At 34.9% G+C, this 22,730-nt stretch carries 21 protein-coding genes and 1 pseudogene; 11 read left to right on the forward strand and 11 right to left on the reverse strand.

Annotation, left to right across the window (positions count from 1 at the left end):
* The 7 genes and pseudogenes from ABF281_RS00715 to ABF281_RS00745 all read right to left on the reverse strand — a co-directional run.
* Positions 1 to 464, reverse strand: a pseudogene (locus tag ABF281_RS00715) (peptidase); the annotation flags it as partial.
* A gap of 79 nt (positions 465 to 543) precedes the next feature.
* Positions 544 to 2,037 (reverse strand): GH3 auxin-responsive promoter family protein, encoded by a 1,494-nt coding sequence (locus tag ABF281_RS00720; protein WP_347179784.1) that lies wholly within the window; start codon positions 2,035 to 2,037, stop codon positions 544 to 546.
* Between the two features lie 2 nt (positions 2,038 to 2,039).
* Positions 2,040 to 3,077, reverse strand: coding sequence for a M23 family metallopeptidase (locus tag ABF281_RS00725; protein WP_347179785.1), 1,038 nt, complete (start codon positions 3,075 to 3,077; stop codon positions 2,040 to 2,042).
* A gap of 397 nt (positions 3,078 to 3,474) precedes the next feature.
* Positions 3,475 to 4,053, reverse strand: a complete 579-nt coding sequence (gene nadD / locus ABF281_RS00730) for a nicotinate (nicotinamide) nucleotide adenylyltransferase (RefSeq protein WP_347179786.1) — start codon at positions 4,051 to 4,053, stop codon at positions 3,475 to 3,477.
* Entirely contained in the window at positions 4,054 to 4,818 is a 765-nt protein-coding gene (locus ABF281_RS00735) for a DUF3050 domain-containing protein (RefSeq protein ID WP_347179787.1), read from the reverse strand.
* Positions 4,819 to 4,822: 4 nt separating this feature from the next.
* The gene (gene gmk / locus ABF281_RS00740; protein ID WP_347179788.1) at positions 4,823 to 5,395 is read right to left on the reverse strand and encodes a guanylate kinase; all 573 of its coding nucleotides are present in this window, start codon (positions 5,393 to 5,395) and stop codon (positions 4,823 to 4,825) included.
* Position 5,396: 1 nt separating this feature from the next.
* Positions 5,397 to 6,254 carry a DUF1732 domain-containing protein gene (locus tag ABF281_RS00745; protein ID WP_347179789.1) on the reverse strand — a complete coding sequence of 286 codons (858 nt, stop codon included), beginning with the start codon at positions 6,252 to 6,254 and terminating at the stop codon, positions 5,397 to 5,399.
* Between the two features lie 364 nt (positions 6,255 to 6,618).
* On the opposite strand from ABF281_RS00745, the gene ABF281_RS00750 reads away from it, so the two are divergent.
* The 10 genes from ABF281_RS00750 to ABF281_RS00795 all read left to right on the forward strand — a co-directional run bounded on the left by ABF281_RS00750 (position 6,619) and on the right by ABF281_RS00795 (position 14,636).
* Complete coding sequence (locus tag ABF281_RS00750; RefSeq protein WP_347179790.1) at positions 6,619 to 7,650, forward strand: glycosyltransferase family 9 protein; 1,032 nt, start codon at positions 6,619 to 6,621, stop codon at positions 7,648 to 7,650.
* A gap of 82 nt (positions 7,651 to 7,732) precedes the next feature.
* The gene (locus tag ABF281_RS00755) at positions 7,733 to 8,098 is read left to right on the forward strand and encodes a DUF3127 domain-containing protein (protein ID WP_347179791.1); all 366 of its coding nucleotides are present in this window, start codon (positions 7,733 to 7,735) and stop codon (positions 8,096 to 8,098) included.
* 72 nt (positions 8,099 to 8,170) lie between these two features.
* The gene (gene aat / locus ABF281_RS00760) at positions 8,171 to 8,818 is read left to right on the forward strand and encodes a leucyl/phenylalanyl-tRNA--protein transferase (protein ID WP_347179792.1); all 648 of its coding nucleotides are present in this window, start codon (positions 8,171 to 8,173) and stop codon (positions 8,816 to 8,818) included.
* Between the two features lie 93 nt (positions 8,819 to 8,911).
* On the forward strand, positions 8,912 to 9,238 hold the full coding sequence (locus ABF281_RS00765; RefSeq protein ID WP_347179793.1) for a nucleotide pyrophosphohydrolase: 327 nt from the start codon (positions 8,912 to 8,914) through the stop codon (positions 9,236 to 9,238).
* A complete protein-coding gene (locus tag ABF281_RS00770) occupies positions 9,238 to 9,498 on the forward strand; it encodes a hypothetical protein (RefSeq protein WP_347179794.1) in 261 nt (86 codons plus the stop codon). Before ABF281_RS00765 ends, ABF281_RS00770 begins: the two co-directional genes overlap by 1 nt.
* 1 nt (position 9,499) lies before the next feature.
* A complete protein-coding gene (locus tag ABF281_RS00775) occupies positions 9,500 to 10,729 on the forward strand; it encodes a 3-phosphoshikimate 1-carboxyvinyltransferase (RefSeq protein ID WP_347179795.1) in 1,230 nt (409 codons plus the stop codon).
* 245 nt (positions 10,730 to 10,974) lie between these two features.
* Positions 10,975 to 12,024, forward strand: a complete 1,050-nt coding sequence (queA, locus tag ABF281_RS00780) for a tRNA preQ1(34) S-adenosylmethionine ribosyltransferase-isomerase QueA (RefSeq protein ID WP_347179796.1) — start codon at positions 10,975 to 10,977, stop codon at positions 12,022 to 12,024.
* A gap of 101 nt (positions 12,025 to 12,125) precedes the next feature.
* Positions 12,126 to 13,160: a 23S rRNA (adenine(2503)-C(2))-methyltransferase RlmN gene (rlmN, locus tag ABF281_RS00785; protein WP_347179797.1), complete on the forward strand. Its 1,035-nt coding sequence runs from the start codon at positions 12,126 to 12,128 to the stop codon at positions 13,158 to 13,160.
* 69 nt (positions 13,161 to 13,229) lie between these two features.
* On the forward strand, positions 13,230 to 13,955 hold the full coding sequence (locus ABF281_RS00790) for a bifunctional hydroxymethylpyrimidine kinase/phosphomethylpyrimidine kinase (RefSeq protein ID WP_347179798.1): 726 nt from the start codon (positions 13,230 to 13,232) through the stop codon (positions 13,953 to 13,955).
* A 39-nt stretch (positions 13,956 to 13,994) separates the two neighbouring features.
* Complete coding sequence (locus tag ABF281_RS00795) at positions 13,995 to 14,636, forward strand: thiamine phosphate synthase (protein ID WP_347179799.1); 642 nt, start codon at positions 13,995 to 13,997, stop codon at positions 14,634 to 14,636.
* 46 nt (positions 14,637 to 14,682) lie between these two features.
* Here ABF281_RS00795 and ABF281_RS00800 read toward each other — a convergent pair whose 3' ends face one another.
* The 4 genes from ABF281_RS00800 to ABF281_RS00815 all read right to left on the reverse strand — a co-directional run bounded on the left by ABF281_RS00800 (position 14,683) and on the right by ABF281_RS00815 (position 20,328).
* Entirely contained in the window at positions 14,683 to 15,186 is a 504-nt protein-coding gene (locus ABF281_RS00800) for a hypothetical protein (protein ID WP_347179800.1), read from the reverse strand.
* A 65-nt stretch (positions 15,187 to 15,251) separates the two neighbouring features.
* Complete coding sequence (gatB/aspS, locus tag ABF281_RS00805) at positions 15,252 to 18,590, reverse strand: bifunctional amidotransferase subunit GatB/aspartate--tRNA ligase AspS (protein WP_347179801.1); 3,339 nt, start codon at positions 18,588 to 18,590, stop codon at positions 15,252 to 15,254.
* Positions 18,590 to 19,987: an amidase family protein gene (locus tag ABF281_RS00810; RefSeq protein ID WP_347179802.1), complete on the reverse strand. Its 1,398-nt coding sequence runs from the start codon at positions 19,985 to 19,987 to the stop codon at positions 18,590 to 18,592. The genes gatB/aspS and ABF281_RS00810 overlap by 1 nt, the downstream gene beginning before the upstream one ends.
* Positions 19,988 to 20,061: 74 nt before the next feature.
* Positions 20,062 to 20,328, reverse strand: a complete 267-nt coding sequence (locus ABF281_RS00815; RefSeq protein WP_347179803.1) for a hypothetical protein — start codon at positions 20,326 to 20,328, stop codon at positions 20,062 to 20,064.
* Between the two features lie 441 nt (positions 20,329 to 20,769).
* On the opposite strand from ABF281_RS00815, the gene gyrB reads away from it, so the two are divergent.
* Positions 20,770 to 22,710: a DNA topoisomerase (ATP-hydrolyzing) subunit B gene (gyrB, locus tag ABF281_RS00820; RefSeq protein WP_347179804.1), complete on the forward strand. Its 1,941-nt coding sequence runs from the start codon at positions 20,770 to 20,772 to the stop codon at positions 22,708 to 22,710.
* The last annotated feature ends 20 nt before the right edge of the window (positions 22,711 to 22,730 follow it).

Raw genomic sequence — 22,730 nt, forward strand, 5'->3', positions numbered from 1 at the left:
AGAGCAAATTCTATTCCTACATCTACGGCAAGACCTGTGGAATTTAGCCCACCAGGAGTATTAGCAGATCTTCTAAAATCTTGATTCAAAACTGCGATTTGAGATTTCACCTGTGCATCAGATATGTTTTCCCCCAAAACATTTCCAATACCATTGACCTCATCGCCATCATGAATAACATGGACCACTACCGGAACAACATACGTTTCGGAGGCGAATCTAGCAGTTGTACTTCTACTCTCTTGCTTCGCTATTTTAGAGGAGATCCAAGATTCAAATTCTGCAGTGGATATTTGGGCAGGATTTTCTTCTGCTAACATTTTTTCATATTCGACGGTAGCACATCTTACATATCCAGTTGATGCTAGAGCCTTACGGTTTGATTTCGATATTTTAAATTTTGCCTTTTGAGCAAACAAGGATGACGTCAATCCTAAAATTAATAATAAAACTGTTTTATTCATGACGCTATATTATTGAAATAACTCTGTTTCACTTTTATATTGTAAAGTAGGTCTAAACTCAATTAAACCTCACAAAAAACTACACTTTAAAACTCTCTAAAACATCTGCTATTTTTCGGTTATCTGATAATTGTGGTATTTTATTTTGTCCTCCAAATTTACCAATCGACTTCATATATTCATGAAATCCTCCTTTTTTCACCTTAGAGATGACCAATGATTTTAATACACTTCCCTTTATTAAGTCTTGGTAATAAATGTTTTGTTCTTGCATAGATTTATCAATCTTAGCGGCAAAAGATTCTAAGTTTTCGGGTGCGTTTACAAATTCAACAAACCACTCGTGATAAGGCAATCCTGTTGATGGCGCTACTTGGGGTGCAACGGTAAATTCACTTACAGTTATATCTGTTCCCTTCATGGCATCGTTAAGCGCTTTCTCTACTTCTTTCCCAATCACATGCTCTCCGAAAGCTGAAATAAAATGCTTGATTCTACCTGTAACTTTGATTCTATAAGGACTCAAATTGGTAAACTCAACAGTATCTCCAATATTATATCCCCAAAGCCCTGCAGAAGTATTTAGTATAATGACATAATTCACCCCTATCTTAACCTGTCCGACTGATAGTCGAGGTGGATTTTCCTCGAAAAATTGAGCTGCAGGAATAAATTCATAAAATATCCCACTGTTCAACTGAAGCAACATCCCTTTTTCTGCTAGCGTATCTTGATACGCTATAAAACCTTCTGAAGCTGGATAGAGTTCTACATAATCTACTTTTTTACCGATTAAGCTCTCAAATTTATTTTTGTAAGGCTCAAAATTTACTCCTCCATAAATAAAGAAATTAAAAGCTGGAAACAGCTCTGCTATTGTCTTTCCAGTTTTTTCTTGAAGTTTTTCAAAATACATTTGAACCCACGATGGAATTCCACTGATTACAGACATGTTTTCATTTAAGGTCTCATCTACCACAGCATCTACTTTGGTTTCCCAATCTTCAATACAGTTGGTCGACCAACTTGGTAATCTATTCTTCTGTAAATAGCTCGGCACGTAATGTGCAGCGATACCACTTAAACGACCTAACTTAACCCCTTTCAAATCTTTGAGAACTGGACTCCCTTGTAAAAACATCATTTTTCCATTGACAAATGATGCATCTCCTGTATTGGCAATATAAAACAACAACGCGTTCCGTGCAGCACTGATATGCGTAGGCATAGACTCCTTAGTGATCGGTATGTATTTTGCGCCTGAGGTAGTACCCGATGTTTTAGCATAATATAAAGGGCGCCCTTTCCAAAGCACATCCGCTTCTCCGTCTACCATTCTATCAACATAGGATCTTATCCCTTCATAATCATTTACAGGTACTTGTTTTTTGAAATCATCATAAGTCTTGATTTGCTCAAAATGATGATCCCTTCCGAAAGCTGTATTTTTTGCGTTTTTGATCAAATATTGAAATACTTTCTCTTGCGTTTCTAGTGGGTTATTAGCCCATTTATAGACTTGTTTTCTAATGAATTTGGCAAAAGGTAGCGCTATTTTTGATTTGATACTCATGGTTAAAATTTCATAAAATTTGTAGGATCTACTGGGTAACTATCTTTCCACATTTCAAAATGAAGATGAGGCCCTGTGCTTAGTTCCCCTGATGAACCCACATTAGCAATTACCTGTCCCGCTTTCACTAATGAGCCTTGAATCACATTTATTTTACTATTGTGTTTGTATATAGAAACATAGTCGTCTTGGTGTACAATTACAATAACAAAACCTGTTGCTATAGATCTTTCTGCAAAAACAACTACCCCATCAGCAATTGATTTGACAGAGGCTCCTTTTTTTGCTGCTATATCTATCGCAAAATGATGCTCACTTGTATTGTATTGTTCCGTGACATTACCTTCAACTGGTGTTACAAAAGCCACTTCAGACTTGTTATCATCTGAACCAAAAAGACTAAAACGCTCTTCTCTTTCTACTTTTTCTCTAAAAATTGAATCTAACACTGAGGTCTCTAAAGATTCTAATTGCGCTTGACTGAGACTATCTGGCTCCACAAAAAAATCTTTGATACTGTCTTCCCCAACAGCTAATGACAACCCCTTATATTTTTCTTTTAAAAATTCGATTGTGCTATTTTTTTCCTGCAGTAAAGCGTATAAATTTTTTATTTTTTGGTGAATAGAATCATTGTTTACAATCCCTAATTGATAGACCGATTCTCCATCTTTGGTCACAAAAGGCAATACATCCATCTCAATAGATTTATCACCCAACAAGACAGGCTTCATCGACTCTGTATACAATTCTATGGCGTGCATGTTTTGCTCTAAAGAATCTAGTTTAAAATTTAAATTGATAGCGTTCTTTTTTAACTCCGGAGATTCAAAACCTGGTATATATTCTTTTAATGGTGTATAAACGATCAAACAAATAACGGAAAATATCAAAAAGAGACTAAACAAACCGCCAAAAACAAAAACGTTTAACAGGGTTAATTTAAAAGAAAATTTTTCTTCAAAAGATTCTTCAATTAAAACTACCAAACGGTATTTTTTAATCAATTTCCTTTTTATACGCTTACTCTTTGTTGCCATTTAAAACTCTTAATGATTAAGGTGAAAAACCATACTGTTTTTCAGAAAACTTATCACTCCTTTTGTGGATAGACTAAATTTACTCATCCTATTTCAATTCCAAATATCAGAAAACTAGAAATTCCGGTCCTACACAAAGATACACAATTGTAAGATTATGAAAAGAGAATTTTAAACAAAGTCAAATCACAACAGAATATATAATACCTACCTACTATTAAGCGCAAAATCTCAAACAAAACATACCTGCAAAAAAAAGTGAATAAGCCTTATCCAGTAAACATGAAACTCCTCCTCAAAACATGAGAACCTGTGAGTTAAAAATTAAAACAAATAATACTCATGCTTATAACTGTTGAAAAAACAGCATTTCTGGGCTTCAAAACAATAGAACTTCCTATTGATAAAAATTCATCAAATCTATATAACTCCATACCTTTGGAGCCAACAAATGCTGTACGCTTTTTTTATCTTGGATAGATTTTCTAATCAGCGTAGATGAGATGTCAACAATTGGCGCCTGTATCAAATGTACTTTGGGATGGGATTTTAGAATAACTTCTTCTTGATTTTCAGCAATTCTTGGATAAACAAACACATCATAATCCTGTAATATCATTTCATAATTTTTCCATTTATGAAAAGACCTTAGATTGTCTTCACCCATCATGATTGCAAATTCATGTTGAGGAAATTTTTCAGAAAGATGAACCAAGGTATTGATTGTGTAATTGGGTTGAGTCAACTTAAATTCTATGTCTGAAGGATGAATATGATCGTATTCCTCTGTGGCTTTATACACCATCTCTAACCTATGGTGATTATCTAACAAGGTGTGTTTTTTCTTATGAGGGTTGTGAGGTGTTACCACCATCCATATTTCATCCAAAGCAGTATGATGCAACATGTGATTGGCCAGAATTACATGCCCTACATGTACTGGATTGAAGGTGCCAAAATACAAGCCTATTTTCATCTATGCCAATTCTAATTGAATTCCAGACCAAAGTTTAATTCTTATTTCGATGGCTTGATCAGACACATCCAAAACTTCTTGCCATTTTTGTGGATCGTTACCACAAAGTTCTTCAATCATCCTCAAAGAAAGAGGGCCATGCTCATCTCCGTCTAATTCGATATGACGTTCCAAATAGTACAACAACTTCGTATAAGCATTGTCCTGATTTTGTTTTTTTGTTTCCTTTACTATTTCCAAAAACATTTCTGGAATTACATCTTCCCTTCCAAAGGTGAAAGCTGCTGCAATCTCATGTGCTTTTCCTCTTTCAATAACCTCAAAGGTATAGGATACAAAGTCATATACTGCCTGTGGAACCTCAACTTCCTCTAACGCTTCTAAAACTGGAGTGCCTTTTTTAATCAGCTCAATAAATATATCTATTTTTTTAGTGCTAGCACCTACTTCTCTCATTGCATCTAAGTACATTTCAAAATGACTCATCGGCTGTCCAAGCTCATTGATGTCTGTTTCCTCACCATGTACAATTTCATTGATAAATCTTGCTGTAACTGGATTTTCCACAGGCAACCAAACCTTAGATACACAAGTTAACTTTAACTGTAAGTTTTTTAACAAAGACATAAAATCCCAAACAGCAAACACATGGCTTTCCATAAATTGTTTGACATCCTGAATACTGTTTAAATCTTTGTATAAATCGTGAGCATTCAATCTGTCTATTGCTGCTTGTATTCGTTCTTGTACTTCTTTTACTTTCATTTTTTTATTTATTTATAAATTCTAAAACCTTATGATAAGCCTCATCTTTTGCAACAGACAAATCATCATTGATCAAAACTGTATCAAACTGTTCAGCAAATTCAAATTCTTGTGCTGATTTAGCCAAACGCATTTTAATTTTATCTTCAGTTTCTGTTGCTCTTGATCTCAATCTTCGTTCCATTTCTTCAACCGAAGGGGGCTGTACAAAAATAGCCAATGTCTGTTCTGGAAACTGTTTTTTAATGTTCAATCCTCCTATCGCATCAATGTCAAAAACTACATGATTCCCCTCGGACCAAATACGTGTAATTTCTGATTTCAATGTTCCATAAAAATTATCTTGATAAACTTCTTCCCATTCTAAAAATGCTTCTTGCGCTACCTTAGATTTAAAGTCTTCAACGGATAAAAAATAATAATCTTTCCCATCTATTTCTCCTTTTCTTGGTTGACGAGAAGCTGCCGAGATTGAAAAATCTAAAGGCAAATTTGTTGCTGACAACAAATGCTTAACAATGGTGGTTTTTCCTGAGCCTGATGGCGCTGAGAACACAATTAATTTTCCCGAACCCATATTACAAAACGTTTAAAATTTGTTCTTTAATTTTTTCTAATTCATTTTTCATTTGTACCACCACTTGTTGCATGGGTGCATAATTAGATTTAGAACCTGTAGTGTTAATTTCTCTCCCAATTTCTTGCACAATAAATCCTAATTTTTTACCATCAGAAACTTCATTATCTAATTCCTTTAAAAAATATTCTAAGTGATTTGCCAACCGAACTTTTTCTTCGTTGATGTCTAGTTTTTCTAAGTAATAAATCAATTCTTGCTCAAACCTATTCTCATCAACTTTCACTTCTAAATCGTCAATAGCTTTGCGTAATTTTTCTTTTACTGCAGCCATCCTATCCTCATCATGCTTATTGATTTCTAAAGAAAAATGTTGAATATTTTGAATACGTTCTCTAAAATCTACTTCTAAAGAAGTGGCTTCATCTTTACGAAACTGTATCAGCGCCAGAATGGCTTCGCGAACTCCTGCTTCAATCAAAGCCCATTCTTTGGGGTCCAATTCTTCTTTTTCTGTTTTCAACGTGTCTGGCAATCTCATCGCCATTTCTAACAATTCGACATCAGAACCTGATGCAATTTGCTTCAACTGGCTCATATAATCCGCAACCACATTTACATTCACTTTTGTTTGTGATACCTCTGAAGTTGTCTCAACATAAATAGAGAAATCTACCTTCCCTCTCACCAGACTTTTAGCGATGGTTTTGCGAACAGCAATTTCTTTTTCTTTGTAATATGAAGGAATGCGAACGTTTAAATCTAAGTTTTTACTATTTAACGTTTTAATTTCTATGGTCACTTTTTTGGTGGGCAATTGCACAATTGCTTTCCCGTACCCTGTCATTGACTGTATCATGTATCCAAAAATTTGAGGGTAAAAATAAGCATTTTACATGGGATAGTATTCTCAACTGGTTATAAATAAGGACTTTTACAACTAGACAAAAGAATTGTATAATTAATCAACACCATCACACTACCCCAGAAAACCAATGTCAATATGAAATACACTCTTTTGACAACGGCGTCAATAACAAAATTTTATAAAAAAGTTCGCTTTCAAATTCCATTAAATATTATTGAGTTATCAATATTACAAAAGGCTAGCCGGCATAGCTTTCCCGGTCTATATTTTCTAAAAACATCCAAAACAAACGTAACGCTTAGAAATATTAAATAGACATTACTAAACATCATCAGAAAATAACTAAATTCGTTCAATGCAAAATATTAAACACCTTTTAGTGATTCGACTGTCTGCCATGGGAGATGTTGCCATGACCGTTCCCGTGATTAAAACCTTAACTGATCAAAACCCAGAGCTTAAGCTCACCATTGTTTCAAAAAGTTTTTTAAAACCTCTTTTTGATGATCTAGACCAGGTAACTTTCTTTGCTGTTGACGTAAAAACAAAACATAAGGGACTTCAAGGAATTTATAAACTATATAAAGAACTAAGACCTCTAAAGTTTGATGGCGTAGCAGATTTACACAATGTACTCCGTTCTAAAATTTTAAGATTTTTTTTTAGATTAGAGGGGATCGAGGTTTGTTTTATCAACAAAGGAAGATCTGAAAAAAAAGCACTGACCGCTAGAAAAAATAAAAAATTTAAACGTTTAATCTCCACACATCAACGCTACTGTGAGGTATTTAAAAGACTGGGAATACCTATAGACCTCAAAACTCCCTCATTCAAAGAAAAAAAAGAAATTACCGAGAACTTAAAAGATTTGATTCAGTATCAACCCAATGAAAAAATGATTGGCATTGCTCCTTTTGCCGCGCACGAGAGCAAAAAATACCCCTTAAAATTGATGGAAGAAGTCGTGAACAAACTCTCCAAACAGCATAAAATTTTATTGTTTGGAGGAGGACAACAAGAAATTCACCTCTTGAACACTTTGGAAGAAAAAAACCAAAACGTGTTTAGTGTCGCTGGTAAAATTAAGCTAAAAGACGAATTAATTATAATAAGCCAACTGTCTGCTATGGTCAGTATGGATAGTGGCAATGGTCACTTCTCTGCACTATTCGGCGTACCTACCATAACCCTTTGGGGCGCCACCCATCCCTATGCTGGCTTTGCTCCGTTTGGTCAAGAAATGAACGGCTTAACTGCTGATAGAGAGCAATACCCGCTTTTACCAACATCTATATATGGGAATAAAACAATACCTGGCTACGAAAAAGCAATGGAAACCATCAGCCCTAAAACCGTTATAAACAAAGTGTTATCAACAATAGCATAGATTTGTTAATAAGTTTAAACGGTTTCTATTTTAGTTTCTTAACAATCTATTTATTTTTGATATTCAACAAATAAATGAAGACATGCAAGTATCAGGAAAAATTAAATTAATCAACGAAACTCAAACTTTTGGCGCTAGTGGATTTAGAAAAAGAGAATTGGTTTTAACGACCGATGAGCAGTACCCACAAATGCTAATGATTGAATTCGTTCAAGATAAAGTAGATATTTTAGACACATATAAAGTAGGACAAGACGTTACTGTTTCTATCAATTTGAGAGGACGTGAGTGGATCAATCCAGAAGGTGTTGCCAAATATTTCAACTCTATCACAGGTTGGAGAATTGAAGCTAACGCATCAGCAGCCTCACAAAGTGGCGAAGCACCTGCTAGTTTTGAAACGACATCGATTGCACAAAACGAAGAGCCAGATGATTTGCCTTTCTAAGAAAATCATCTTTGCCGTATAAAAACGCTTTCAATACATTTGAAAGCGTTTTTACATTAAGCAACAATCAACATGTATACCTTAGACCAAAACACCACCACATTTCCTGAACCCAACTTAGCCAACGCTGAGGATATACTTGCTATTGGTGGAGATTTATCTACAGAAAGATTGATTATGGCTTATAAAAACGGAATTTTTCCGTGGTATTCTGAGGGACAACCTATTGTCTGGTACAGTCCTGCTTGGAGAATGGTTTTAGACCCCAGACACTATAAACCGTCTAAAAGTTTAAATCAACTTCTTAAAAAAAACATCTTTAACATTACTTTTAACCAGCAATTTAAAGAGGTTATCTACAATTGTAAAACCATCAATAGAAATGATGGCCTTGGGACATGGATTACTAACGACATGCAAAAAGCCTATATTAAACTCCATGAACTTGGCATAGCTAAATCTGTAGAAGTATGGCACAACAATAAGTTGGTTGGTGGTTTGTATGGCGTAGATCAAGGACATGTATTTTGTGGAGAAAGTATGTTTAGCAAAATGAGCAATGCCTCCAAAGTTGCTTTTGCATGGCTCAACAACTACCTGAATGAACATCAATATAGATTATTAGACTGCCAAGTACATAACGAACATCTAGAAAGCTTAGGCGCATATGAAATTCCAAGACAAGAATTTTTAGAGATTCTGACAAAAAAACATCTTTAACACTTTCCTCCTCTAATATTTTTACTTGTAAAGCAAAGCCTTATCTTTGGTGCGTTTGAACCCGCTGGGTTTTTTAATGTTAAGACCTATTATATGGATATTAAAAACGCACAATTAGACGTAGATAACTGGATAAAAGCGCATGGTGTTCGTTATTTTAACGAACTAACAAACATGGCTCAACTTACCGAAGAAGTTGGTGAAGTGGCAAGAATTATTGCTCGAAGATATGGAGAACAGTCTGAAAAAGAAAGTGACAAAAACAAAGACCTCGGAGAGGAATTGTCTGATGTCTTGTTTGTAGTTTTATGTTTAGCCAATCAAACAGGAGTTGATTTACAAGCTGCTTTTGATACTAAACTAGATCTAAAAACAAAACGAGATCACGATCGTCATCACAACAATCAAAAATTAAAATAATGGCCAATCAAAAAGTAAAAAAAGTAGCAAAAACACCATTGTGGAAGTTAGCACTTAGATTTATGATTTCTTTTGGAGGGATTCTTACAATTGTTTTTGTTGCAGCAGAATTATTTAAAAGCGGAAATTTAAATGCTATCTCTGAAAGTTTTAAAGACGGTAGTTGGTATCCATTTGTAGCTACAAGAGTAGCGATTATTGTTGGATATGGATTTGTAATGGCTTTTTTAACAAAAAGCAAGGCTAAAAATATGATATAAAATGGCACATGCAGACATAGGAACTAAATTCCTTAAGAAATACAATGGAACCGTAAATGATTCTTTCAAAATTACTGGTTCTAAAAGTGAAAGTAACCGTTTGTTAATTTTACAGGCGTTATACCCAAGTATAGAAATTAACAACTTGTCTAATTCTGATGACACCAACCTAATGCTAAACGCATTAAATTCATCGGAAAAAGAAATCAATATAGGACACGCTGGGACTACGATGCGTTTTCTAACCAGCTATTTTGCCGTAAAGCCAAACTCCGAAGTTATTTTAACAGGATCAGCTAGAATGCAAGAACGCCCAATCAAAATTTTAGTTGATGCATTACGATCTTTGGGCGCCAAAATAGCGTACGTAAAAAATGATGGGTTTCCACCCCTAAAGATCACAGGAAGTACCTTAACTGGTAACAAAGTTAAAATTGATGGTAGCGTTAGTAGTCAATATATCTCTTCTTTACTACTCATTGCACCAACATTATCTGACGGACTTACCATCGAATTTGAAGGGAAAATAACCTCGATTCCATACATACAAATGACTTTAAGCTTGTTGAATAACTTGGGAGTTACCACAAGTTTTGAGGGACAGTTCATTAAAGTTTCCCCGACAAAAGAGATTGAAAACACTGATTTTACAGTAGAATCAGATTGGAGTTCAGCATCCTACTCATATGGTTTTGTGGCTTTATCAAAATCTGGAGGACTAGAAATCTCGTCCTACAAAGAAGATAGTTTACAAGGGGATTCGGTGCTACAAAACATCTACAACAATTTTGGAGTGAGCACTACTTTTAAAGCGAACACTATCCTATTAGAAAAAATACCAAATTTCAATTTGCCCACACGTGTTGAATTCGATTTGGTAAAGGCACCCGATATTGCTCAAACCATTGCAGTTACCGCTTTTGGACTGGGAATAGAATGTCATATGACCGGCTTACATACTCTAAAAATCAAAGAAACAGATCGAATTGTTGCTTTGTTTAATGAATTAACCAAGCTCGGTGCTACTATACTACATACTGATGACACCTTAACCGTAAAAGCATTTGAGGGTACTATCCGTAATGATGTACACATAGCAACTTACAATGACCACAGAATGGCTATGGCTTTTGCACCATTATTACTAAAAACAAACATCAACATTGATGATGCTGGAGTAGTCTCCAAATCATATCCTACTTTCTGGAACGATTTTGGTAGATTTCAATAAAAAGAAATAAATATATTCCTACCAATCTCATCAAAATCATTCAAAAGCGCTTAGATTCTATAAATTTGAGCGCTTTTACGTTTATTTTTAAAATCTAAAAAGACGCTATAACACTTCTAAACAGTAGTCATATCACTATGATGACGTGACATTGCCCTATCCTAAAACAAAAATAAACCTCAATATGCTTGACAACCCCTACTGGGAGATTGTATATTTGCAATCTATTTAAAAACAACAAACTCATGAAGTTATCCGCATTTCACTTTGATTTACCTGATGAATTAATTGCAAAGCACCCAGCAGAATACAGAGATGAATCACGCTTAATGGTCTTGAACAGAAAAGAACAAACCATAGAACACAAGCAATTTAAAGATGTTATTGATTACTTTGATGATGGTGATTTAATGATTTTAAACAACACTAAAGTTTTTCCTGCTCGTATGTATGGAAACAAAGAAAAAACTGGGGCTAGAATTGAAGTGTTCTTATTGCGTGAATTAAATGCAGAAAATCGTCTATGGGATGTTTTAGTTGATCCTGCTCGAAAAATTAGAATAGGAAATAAATTATTTTTTGGAGAAGACGATTCGTTAGTAGCAGAAGTTATTGACAATACAACTTCAAGAGGTAGAACTTTACGATTTTTATATGATGGTTCTTACGAAGAATTTAGAAAAAAATTAGATCAACTAGGAGAAACCCCAATTCCCAAGCATCTAAACAGAGAAGTAGATGAAGAAGATGCTGAACGTTTTCAAACCATATATGCTAAGGAAGAAGGTGCTGTTGCAGCGCCTACAGCTGGATTACACTTCTCAAAACATTTGATGAAGCGTTTAGAGATTAAAGGAATTGATTTTTCTGAAATTACTTTACACATAGGCCTAGGAACATTTAATCCTGTTGAAGTTGAAGATTTATCTAAACACAAAATGGATTCGGAACAAATAAGTATTTCTCAAGATACGTGTGATCGCGTGAACAACGCAATAAACACAAAGCGAAGAGTTTGCGCTGTTGGAACCACTGTTATGCGTACTATAGAATCTTCTGTTTCCTCAAATGATAGATTAAACCCATATGATGGATGGACCAATAAATTTATTTTTCCACCTTATGATTTCAGAATTGCCAACTCAATGATTACAAACTTACATCCTTCCAAATCAACTTTAATGATGCAAGTAGCAGCTTTTGCAGGCTTCGATTTTCTGATGGAAGCCTATCAAGAAGCTATCAAAGAAGGGTATAAATTTAGCACTTATGGAGATGCCATGTTGATCATCTAAACAAGATTAAGCATATTTTAAAATCCCGAAGTTTTATACTCCGGGATTTTTATTTTGTATTAGTTCCGTACCTTTACCTAATATTTTTCACACCACTAAACATGTCTAAAAAAGATATCAGAGCCCTTTCCAAAAACCAACTAAGAACCTTTTTTGTAGAAAAAGGAGACAAACCTTTTAGAGGTAACCAAGTTTATGAATGGCTGTGGAGCAAAACTGCTCATACTTTTGAAGACATGACAAATCTCTCCAAAGAAACGAGAGATATGCTAGAACAACATTTCACCATCAATCATATTGAGGTTGATGATATGCAAAGAAGTAAAGATGGTACTATAAAAAACGCAGTAAGGCTTCACGATGGATTAATTGTGGAATCTGTACTAATCCCTACTAGCGATAGAACTACCGCTTGTGTATCTAGTCAGGTAGGATGTAGTCTAGATTGTGAATTTTGCGCAACTGCACAATTAAAAAGAATGAGAAATTTAAATGCTGATGAGATTTATGATCAGGTAGCTGCTATTAATTTGGAGAGTATTAAAACACATCGACACAAACTTTCAAACATTGTGTATATGGGAATGGGTGAACCACTAATGAATTACAACAATGTGATTAAATCCATTGAAATGATTACAAGTGAAGAAGGCTTAGGAATGTCGCCAAAACGAATTACTGTTTCCACTTCAGGATTACCTAAAATGATTAAAAAACTTGCTGATGATGAAGTGAAATTCAATCTAGCAGTATCCCTTCACTCTGCTATAGAGGAAACTCGTAATAAAATCATGCCATTTTCTAAGAAATTTCCATTAACAGATTTACGCGAATCTTTAGAATATTGGTATGCAAAAACCCAAAATAGAATTACCTATGAATATGTGGTTTGGAAAGATATTAACGACAAACAGGAAGATATTAATGCATTGGTAACGTTTTGCTCTTACGTACCTTGTAAAGTAAATATCATTGAATACAATCCAATTGATGATGGAAAATATCAACAAGCAAGCTCGAAAGCCACAAATAATTATGTTTATGCTTTGGAGAAAAACGGTATAGTGGTCAATGTACGTCGTTCCAGAGGAAAAGATATTGATGCCGCTTGTGGACAATTGGCCAACAAAAGTTAAACCCTAATTTTAGCCAGCGAAACAAATAAATTTGCTCGTTCAAAATGACAAAATCTAAAATTTATTTTTTTGAAAACGCAACAATCTATACTGACAATAACTTACCACCACCCTACAGAAAATAGTGGGATCATATCAGATCTTAAAACATTCGAAGCACATCATCTTCATGGATTGTCTGTCTGTTCCGCTATAGTGGCACACAAAGAAATTGACTATAACAATTGTCATTGGAGCTCCTCAGAAATTATACGACAACAAATAGCGCTAGTGTTTTCAGAATATGAAATAAATACTGTTAAAATTGAAACGCTACAGAACCCAGAAATAATTTGGCTAGTCATCAAGAGACTAAAGCAGATAAACGCTAAGATCAAAATAATACTTAATCTTGTTTCAAAGAAAAATCTCCCTTTTAATTACAACACCAAAACAGAGCAACAACTATTAGAAAAAATCTTACAAAATTGCTCGCTAATGGTTGTAGACCATGATGACCTGAAAACCTGGATTTCTGATGAACAAATTGAAGAAACCATAGCATATTATTCAGAGCATACTAATATCTTTTTAAGTCAACGTAACAAAACTAGCAAAGAGGGATGGGATAAATTATACCATAGCAAGATCGTGATGGTAAATATTCCACCTGGCAAAAAAACAAACGCTCATAAACCACATAAGAACTCGATCATATCCTCATCAATAGCCTGTAATATTGCTCTTGGTATAGCATTGGAAGACGCCGTTAAGAATGCTAAACTCTACGTTGAAAATTTATTAAATCCAAAATAAGATTCTCATCAAAATAATTACATACAAAGAAGAAACCATATGCTAATTCCTAAACTACATTATATATCACAAGGAATATCTCCTAAAGACCATCTTGAAAATATTCAGAACGCTTGTCAATCTGGGGCTGAGTTGATACAACTAAACTTCAAAAGCATATCTGACAAAAAGGCTTTAAAAATAGCTACTGAAGCACGCAAGATTACCCATCATTTTCAAACTCGATTGATTCTAAACAACCAACCCAAAATTGCAAAAGAAATAAAAGCAGATGGTGTTTACTTAGGAGACAATAACCATACGGTAACAGAAGTAAGGAAACATTTACACAGTTGGCAACTTATCGGAGCGTCAGCGAACACTCTACAAGAATGCAAAATTCTAATCAACAAACATGTAGACTATATTGGTTTAGGAGAGTTCAAACAAACAAAAACTGATAACGAAACCAACTCTGCTCTTAACAAGGAAGCGTATCAATTGATTGTTGAAGAATTGGATACTAAAACCCCTATTATTGCTTATGGGGATATTACCAAAACAAACATTGCTGACCTCTTAGAATCTGGGGTATCAGGAATAGCAATGTCTAATGAAATTACAAAAAATTTCAACTTAATTAGAACCTTAAACAGGTTGTTAAAGGCTGGAAATAGTGAAGAGCAAAAATACAATTTTTAAAATGACAACTTAAAAAGAATAAATTCGTAATTAAGACAAGACCACGCTACAAAATTGATTTTTTCAGCTCTGACAACGATGAAAACCCTTCTATTTTGGCTTTCTGAAAAAGTCTTTCTGCTGGAAAAAAGTCCTCTAGTTGCTTTAAGTATATGTCCTTATTACTCCCTTCAAAATGGGTTGCATATAAGTTCAAATTCCCTAAATCATCTTTGTATTCAACAAACACGGGATGAAAAAGTGTGGTCGTACCAAATTTTTTGGAAAATGGTTTCGAAACATTTTGTTTGGTAAGCGGAGCACCTCCAGTACGAACCTTTAATTTATTTTTGTAGCAATCTATAGAAATATCATGATACAATTTTTTTGATCGGTAATCTTCTGTAAAGAAATAACCACTGTACTCTTCAAATATATTTAACACCACTATTTTATTGATGTTGCTCCATTTTATATATTTTTCATCTTTCTGAGAGGTTACAACCAATACACCGTCAACGTTAAATATAAAGTGTGTCTTTTTTAAAAAAAATCTTAAAATATTTTTCATGCAAAAAATAATATTTCTTTTACTCTAATTTAATGTAAATAAAGTTCTAAACCTATCCACATTCTTTATTTCTTTGAAATTACTTTTACATTCATTTCCTCAACTTTTTTATTTGACAATTTGGATGGAGATTTAAACAATAAGTCTTCAGAACTTCCTGTTTTTGGAAAAGCCATCACCTCACGAATAGAAGCCTTTTTTTCTAAAATCATCATCAATCGATCTACTCCCCAAGCAATTCCTCCATGTGGTGGTGCACCATAATGGAAAGCTTCATACATGGTGCCTACACTTTTCAACATTTCTTCTTTGTTGTAGCCCATATTCTTATAAGTAGCCTCAAGAATTTCAGGCTTGTGAGCACGTACAGATCCTCCACCAATCTCATAACCATTTAAAATCAAATCATATTGTTGTGCAATAATATCACCAACCTCATCTTCATTTCCGTTCATATGCTTCTCCAAATCATAAATGGCTGGCATTGAAAATGGATTATGTGTAAAGGTCCATCGACCTTCATCTGTTTTTTCAAACATTGGGAAATCTACCACCCATGCAGGCCTTAATTCTTTTGGGTTGATCAACTTCAGCATTGTTCCTAACTCTTGTCGCACAGCATCCAAAGCCTTATTTGCAGTCGCATAATCTGCAGCCGAAAAGAAAACCACATCCCCCACTTGAGCCTCAGCCTCTTTGATAATATTGATCCCTATCTCTTCTCCCAAAAATTTAATAATTGGTGATTGCAAATCATTTTCGTTCACAAAAATGTAGGCTAACCCACCCAAACCATTTTGTTGTGCAATGGAAGTCAATTTTTCGATTTGACCTTTAGACATTCGCTTACCTCCTTGCTCCTTAGCAGAAACTTTGATACATTTTACAATTCCTCCTTCGGCTATAGGCTTTGAGAAAACCTGGAAAGTTGTTTCTTTAACAATCTCTGTGATGTCACGCATTTGCAAACCAAAACGTAAATCTGGTCGATCACAACCATATTTATCCATGGCTTCTTTATAGGTTATTACTTCAAATGGACGGAGTATCCATTTATTTCCATAAATCTTTTTTACAATAGTGTTAAACATTTCAGTATTCAAATTGATAATGTCTTGCATAGACGCATAAGCCATTTCAATATCTAACTGAGTGAATTCAGGCTGTCGATCTCCTCGAGAATCTTCATCTCGGAAACAACGTGCAATTTGAAAATATTTTTCAAATCCCCCGACCATCAACATTTGTTTGAACTGTTGTGGCGCTTGTGGTAAAGTATAAAATGCTCCTGCTTCTTTACGAGTTGGCACTATAAATTCTCTTGCTCCCTCGTCTGTACCCGCTGTTAGAATAGGTGTTTCCACTTCTAAAAACCCATCATCATCTAACATATCGCGCAACAACTTGATCACTTTATGACGATTGACTACAGCTTTTCGTACTTCTTGATTTCTATGATCTAGAAACTTATACTCAAAACGAACCGCCTCGTTTGAACGCATGGCTTTTTTGATTTCAAAAGGCAATGTTCTTGATAAGTTTAAAATATCTAATGTTGTAGCTTCTAATTCAATTTTACCTGTTCTTAAACCTTTGTTGTAATCATCTTCTCTACGCTGTACTATTTTACCAGAAACAGCAATTACAGACTCTGGTTTTAACTTTACCAATTCATCTAAATTTGGAAAAGATTCTTTTGACAAACGGACCTGAATCACTTCGTAAGAGGAGTCTCGTAAATCTATGAATATCAATTCTCCATGATCCCTAACAGAACTAACCCATCCTGACAAACTTACACTATCGCTAATAGCATCTTCCTTTATATCCGTAATTACGTGTGTTCTATACTCTTCTTTTATAACCAACGGAATTGTAGGCAGCACCTCTTCTTCTTTGTTACTCATTACCGAACCCTGAGCATTGGGGTCTACTGTTGAATTTTCGCTTTGTCCTTGAGCTTCAGAATAGGTTGAAAGTGTACTCAGAATCATTTCACGAATTACATTTCCTGGAGCTCCTTTTCCTATTTTCCCAATAACCTTTCCAACAAGAACACCAGCTTTACCCTGGTTACCAGATTTAATATCAGTGGCTATAGCTTCATTTTCAGCAATCGCTATATTTACTGCTTCTTGAATTTGAGTCTTAGAAATAGTATGATCTCTGAAGTATTTTTTATAGTCAAAATTAGCATCTGCCAATAAAGATTCAATCGCGTTTTGGACCAATACATTTGTAACCGATCCATCTTTAAACGATTTGAATATAGAAGATAAATCTTCTATATTTTCAATCTTGTCATAGTCTTCAGCTTTTAGATTATTGGTTAAAGTTTTGGCTACAAAAGCAACGTCCCCTATGACATCAATAAGCGTCATCACCGTTTTAGATCGCAAAGCGTCTGCTGTAAAAAACTTAGCGTCTTGAGGTAAGACTTTACCTTCTATCAATTTAGACTCAACAAAATAGGGCAATACTTTTGGGTCTACTGCAATCCCGTCAACCACATCTTTAATTGCTACAAAAGGTAAATCTGGCTCAGAAATATAACGATAATCTGCATCGTATTCTTTCTTACGCATGACCTTTGTCTGCTTTAATGCTTCATCCCATAAAACTGTGGTTTGATCTGGTCTAAACTCTTTGTGTTCAATAAAATAATTTAACTGTTTTTCTATTTCTTCTTTTAGAGCTTCCACCATAAACTTAAAAGAGTTCAGGTTTTTAATCTCAGTACGAGGATTTAACACCTCTGATCCTTTAATTCGTAAAGAAACTGATACATCGGACTTAAATTGGCCTTTGTCTAAGTTGGCCTCAGAAATTCCTAAATTTTGAACTATGCGCTGTATGTATTGTGCATAAGTAGATGCATCTTCTATGTGACGGATACATGGTTTGGTTACAATTTCAATTAAAGGAACTCCACCTTTGTTAAAATCCACCAATGAAATATTCTTTTCGTGCACTAATTTAGCTGCATCTTCTTCAATGTGTACTTGTTCAATTTGAACCGTAAATTGGGACCCATCATTACGATAACAGTCTACTTGACCATCAGGAATAATAGGATTATGGAATTGAGTGATTTGAATATTTTTGGGGTTGTCAGGGTATTCATAATGCTTACGATCCCAAGATATCATTTCATTTGAAAATGATGAGTTTACGGCTTTACCAAAATAAATAGCTTTAACTATCGCTTCTTTATTAATAGCAGGCAAAACACCCATTTGACCCGTACATACTGGACAAATATTTACGTTTGCCACTTCACTTTCCTCATTTGCACATCCACAAAACAATTTAGATTTTGTATTCAATCTAACATGTGTTTCTATCCCTGCAACTAACTCTATGTTATTTTCATCTAATAGAGCGTTTAATTTATTTAATTCCATTATTGCACTTGGTTTAAGAAGTTCGCAAACTGCAAAATTGTTTGTTCTTTGTTTTTAGCTCCGGTCACTTGAATCCCTGTTTCTGTACCAAAAGGACAAGTTAAAGTTGGCAACTGTCCCAAACTAAATCCTACGGTATAAGCATCAGACAAATACATCGCATGTGGATTGTTCAACACTTCGCCTATCTTCGGAACTGAACTTGGCGTTACTGGTGATAAAACAATATCTACTTTATCAAAGTCTGATTCAAAAGCAGCTTCAATCTCTTTTCTTAATTGCTGACCCTTCAAATAGATGGCATCTGAGAACCCTTGAGACAGAACTTGATTTCCTCCTACTATCCTTCGCTGAGTTTCCTCAGTAAAATTTTCTGAGCGGGTAACCATGTAAGTCTCTTTTAAATTTTTCCCTTCAACCCTTTCACCATAATTGGTTCCGTCTAATCTTGATAAATTAGATGCGGTTTCGGCCATAGCTAATGTATAATAAGTAGAAACCAAAGTATCTGCATCAAAGAAATCTAATGCTTCTACAGAGTACCCTGCTTCCTTTATTTTTTCTAAAGTTGCTAAGAACTGTGTCTTTATAACTGGATCAATGGCATCGTTCTCAATAAAGTTTTTAAAATACCCAACCCTAACCCCCTTAGGCTTAGAAGTCAATACACTAGTCTCTATCTTTTCTGAGGCTATAGAAGTCTGATCTTTGCTGTCTTTACCACTGATGACATTCATTACGATAGCAATATCTTCTATAGATTTTGCTAAAGGCCCAACGGTATCTGTTGAGGAAGCATAAGCCATCAAACCAAAACGTGAAACCCTTCCGTAAGTAGGTTTTAACCCATAAATTTTGTTGTATCCTGCTGGTTGACGAATCGAACCTCCTGTATCTCCCCCAATAGAGAAAACCGTGTATTCGGCAGCTACATTAACTGCAGAACCTCCTGAAGAACCTCCTGCGACCAAACTTGTATTTATTGCATTTTTGACACTCCCAAAAACAGTATTTTCAGAGGAAGATCCATGACCAAAACTGTCACAATTTTCTTTTACCATAGGAATGGCTCCAGCATCTAATAACTTCTGAATAGCGGTTGCTGTATAAGCCGATTTGTAATTTTTCAACAAATCTGAACTTGCAGATGTATATGTTCCTTGTACCATATAAACATCTTTGATTCCAAAAGGAATTCCTTCTAACAAACCTATTTCTTCTCCGTTGTTAATTTTAGCATCTACTTTTGCTGCAGCTTCCAAGGCCAATTCATCTAAAACAACATTTACAGAATTGTATTTGTTTTCTCTTAGCAGATTTAATTTTTCTTGTACCAAAGCGGTACAAGTAATTTCCTTACCCACCAATTGGTTGTGTGTTTTTTGTATCAAACTCATTTCATTCGTTTTGAGTAAAAAGATCTTATCAGAATTTAAGAAAGGGGGCTTTTTACTGATTGCCATTTTATATCTTAACCCTCTATAACTTTTGAAACCACCAAATATCCATTTTTCTGATTAGGAAAATTTTCTTTAATGATTTGTTTAGTGATCTCTGAACTATTTTCAACAACATCCGCACGCAAATCTTCTATAGACACTGCGTTATAGGTGTTTTTATTTGACGCATCCTGTTTTATTTCAGCATTTTTTATCACTTCAAACAATTGATCCACCGCCTTTGAAGAGGTTGCTCCTTTTATACTAGACAATAGGTCTACTGGCATTATTTTACTCATTTCTTCTCTAGTTTAAATCGTACTTCAATACCGCGAAAATACAAAAGTTTTAGCGGAGTAAAAAGGTTTGAAAGTTTAAACTTCAAAGCCGAACAAAACCTAACAAAGTTGGAGTAAACACGAAACTTAATAACAAAATTTTTAATGAAAAGAGACCTCGTAAAGAACCTGTTTGATAAAAAACCTTTATCATCCTAAAAAATTAAACCTCAAGCACATTTAGCTTTTTTTTGATTTTTTTAAAACGCCATAGTGCTATTTTATTAAAAAAGACAAATTAATTTGACGCCCTTGTTTTTTAAAATCATTCCTGAAGCCCTTTTTAGACGATTTAAGCAATTTCTCCTTTTTACGCTCAACCCTTACTTTTTGAATAAAAGTCCTTTACATCACTTCTTATTTGTTATATTTGGTTAGATTAGATTAAAAAAATAATGAATCATGAGTAACATAGAAAACAAACAACAGTATTCTGCAGACAGTATCCAAGCCTTAGAGGGTATGGAGCATGTTAGAATGCGTCCCTCCATGTATATTGGAGATGTCGGAGTAAGAGGTTTACATCACTTGGTATACGAAGTCATTGACAACTCCATTGACGAGGCCTTAGCTGGACATTGTAACAAAATAAACGTTTTCATAAATGAAGAAAACTCAATAACTGTTAATGACGATGGAAGAGGGATTCCAGTAGATATACACAAAAAAGAGGGTGTTTCGGCTCTAGAAGTTGTAATGACAAAAATTGGTGCTGGAGGTAAGTTTGATAAAGATTCTTACAAGGTTTCTGGAGGACTCCACGGAGTAGGAGTTTCTTGTGTAAACGCTTTATCAGACCATTTAAAAGCAACTGTATATAGAAATGGTCAAATCTACGAACAAGAATACGCAAGAGGTAAAGCTTCTTATCCTGTAAAACAAATTGGTGTAACTGACAAAAGAGGTACTGAAGTTACATTCACACCAGATAAATCGATATTCCAACAAACTACGGAATACAATTATGACACACTGGCTGCTCGGTTAAGAGAATTATCTTTCCTAAACAAAGGAATCGTGATTACTCTAACAGATAAGAGAACTAAAGATGATGAAGGAAACTACCCTACTGAAACATTCACAAGTACTGAAGGACTGAGTGAATTTGTGAAATACTTAGATAGCACTCGTGAGCAGTTAACCGCTGGTGTCATTGCTATGGAGGGAGAAAAAAATGGAATTCCTGTTGAAGTTGCAATGGTATATAATACTTCTTACTCCGAAAACCTACATTCCTACGTAAACAACATCAACACACACGAGGGAGGAACACACTTATCCGGTTTCCGAAGAGGACTGACCTCAACACTTAAAAAATATGCTGATGCCTCTGGAATGTTGTCAAAATTAAAATTTGACATCACTGGTGATGATTTTCGTGAAGGACTCACAGCAATCGTATCCGTAAAAGTGCAAGAACCTCAATTTGAGGGACAGACCAAAACAAAATTAGGAAATAGAGAAGTCTCAGCTGCCGTAAGCCAGTCAGTTTCAGAAATGCTTACAGATTACTTAGAAGAAAATCCAGAAGACGCCAAGACCATTGTGCAAAAAGTGATTTTAGCCGCACAAGCACGTCACGCAGCAACAAAGGCTAGAGAGATGGTACAACGTAAGACGGTAATGTCTATCGGTGGGCTTCCCGGTAAGTTATCTGACTGCTCAGAAACAGATCCAGAAAAATGTGAAATTTTCTTAGTTGAGGGAGACTCCGCTGGAGGGACTGCAAAACAAGGTCGTGATCGTGAGTTTCAAGCTATTCTACCTTTGAGAGGGAAAATCTTGAATGTAGAAAAAGCAATGCAACACAAGGTCTTTGAAAACGAAGAGATTAAAAACATGTTTACCGCTTTGGGAGTTACCATTGGGACAGAAGAAGACCCAAGGGCGTTAAATTTATCAAAAATAAGATATCACAAGGTTGTTATTATGTGTGATGCCGATGTAGATGGATCTCATATTGCTACCTTAATCTTAACTTTCTTCTTCAGGTATATGAGAGAAATGGTTGAGCAAGGATATATTTATATTGCTACACCTCCCCTGTATTTGGTAAAAAAAGGAGCCAAAAAAGAATATGCTTGGGACGATGATCAGCGTGATATGATCAATCTTAAATTTGGAGGATCTGCAGGAATCCAACGCTACAAAGGTTTGGGAGAGATGAATGCAGAACAATTATGGGACACAACCATGAATCCTGAATTTAGAACTTTAAGAAAGGTTACCATCGATAGTGAGGTAGAAGCAGACAGAGTTTTTTCTATGTTGATGGGTGATGAAGTACCACCTCGAAGAGAATTCATCGAGAAAAACGCAAAATATGCAAATATTGATGCTTAATCAAACAAAATAAATAAAAC

The sequence above is a fragment of the Wenyingzhuangia sp. genome (genome assembly GCF_039768515.1).
Taxonomy (GTDB): Bacteria; Bacteroidota; Bacteroidia; order Flavobacteriales; family Flavobacteriaceae; genus Wenyingzhuangia.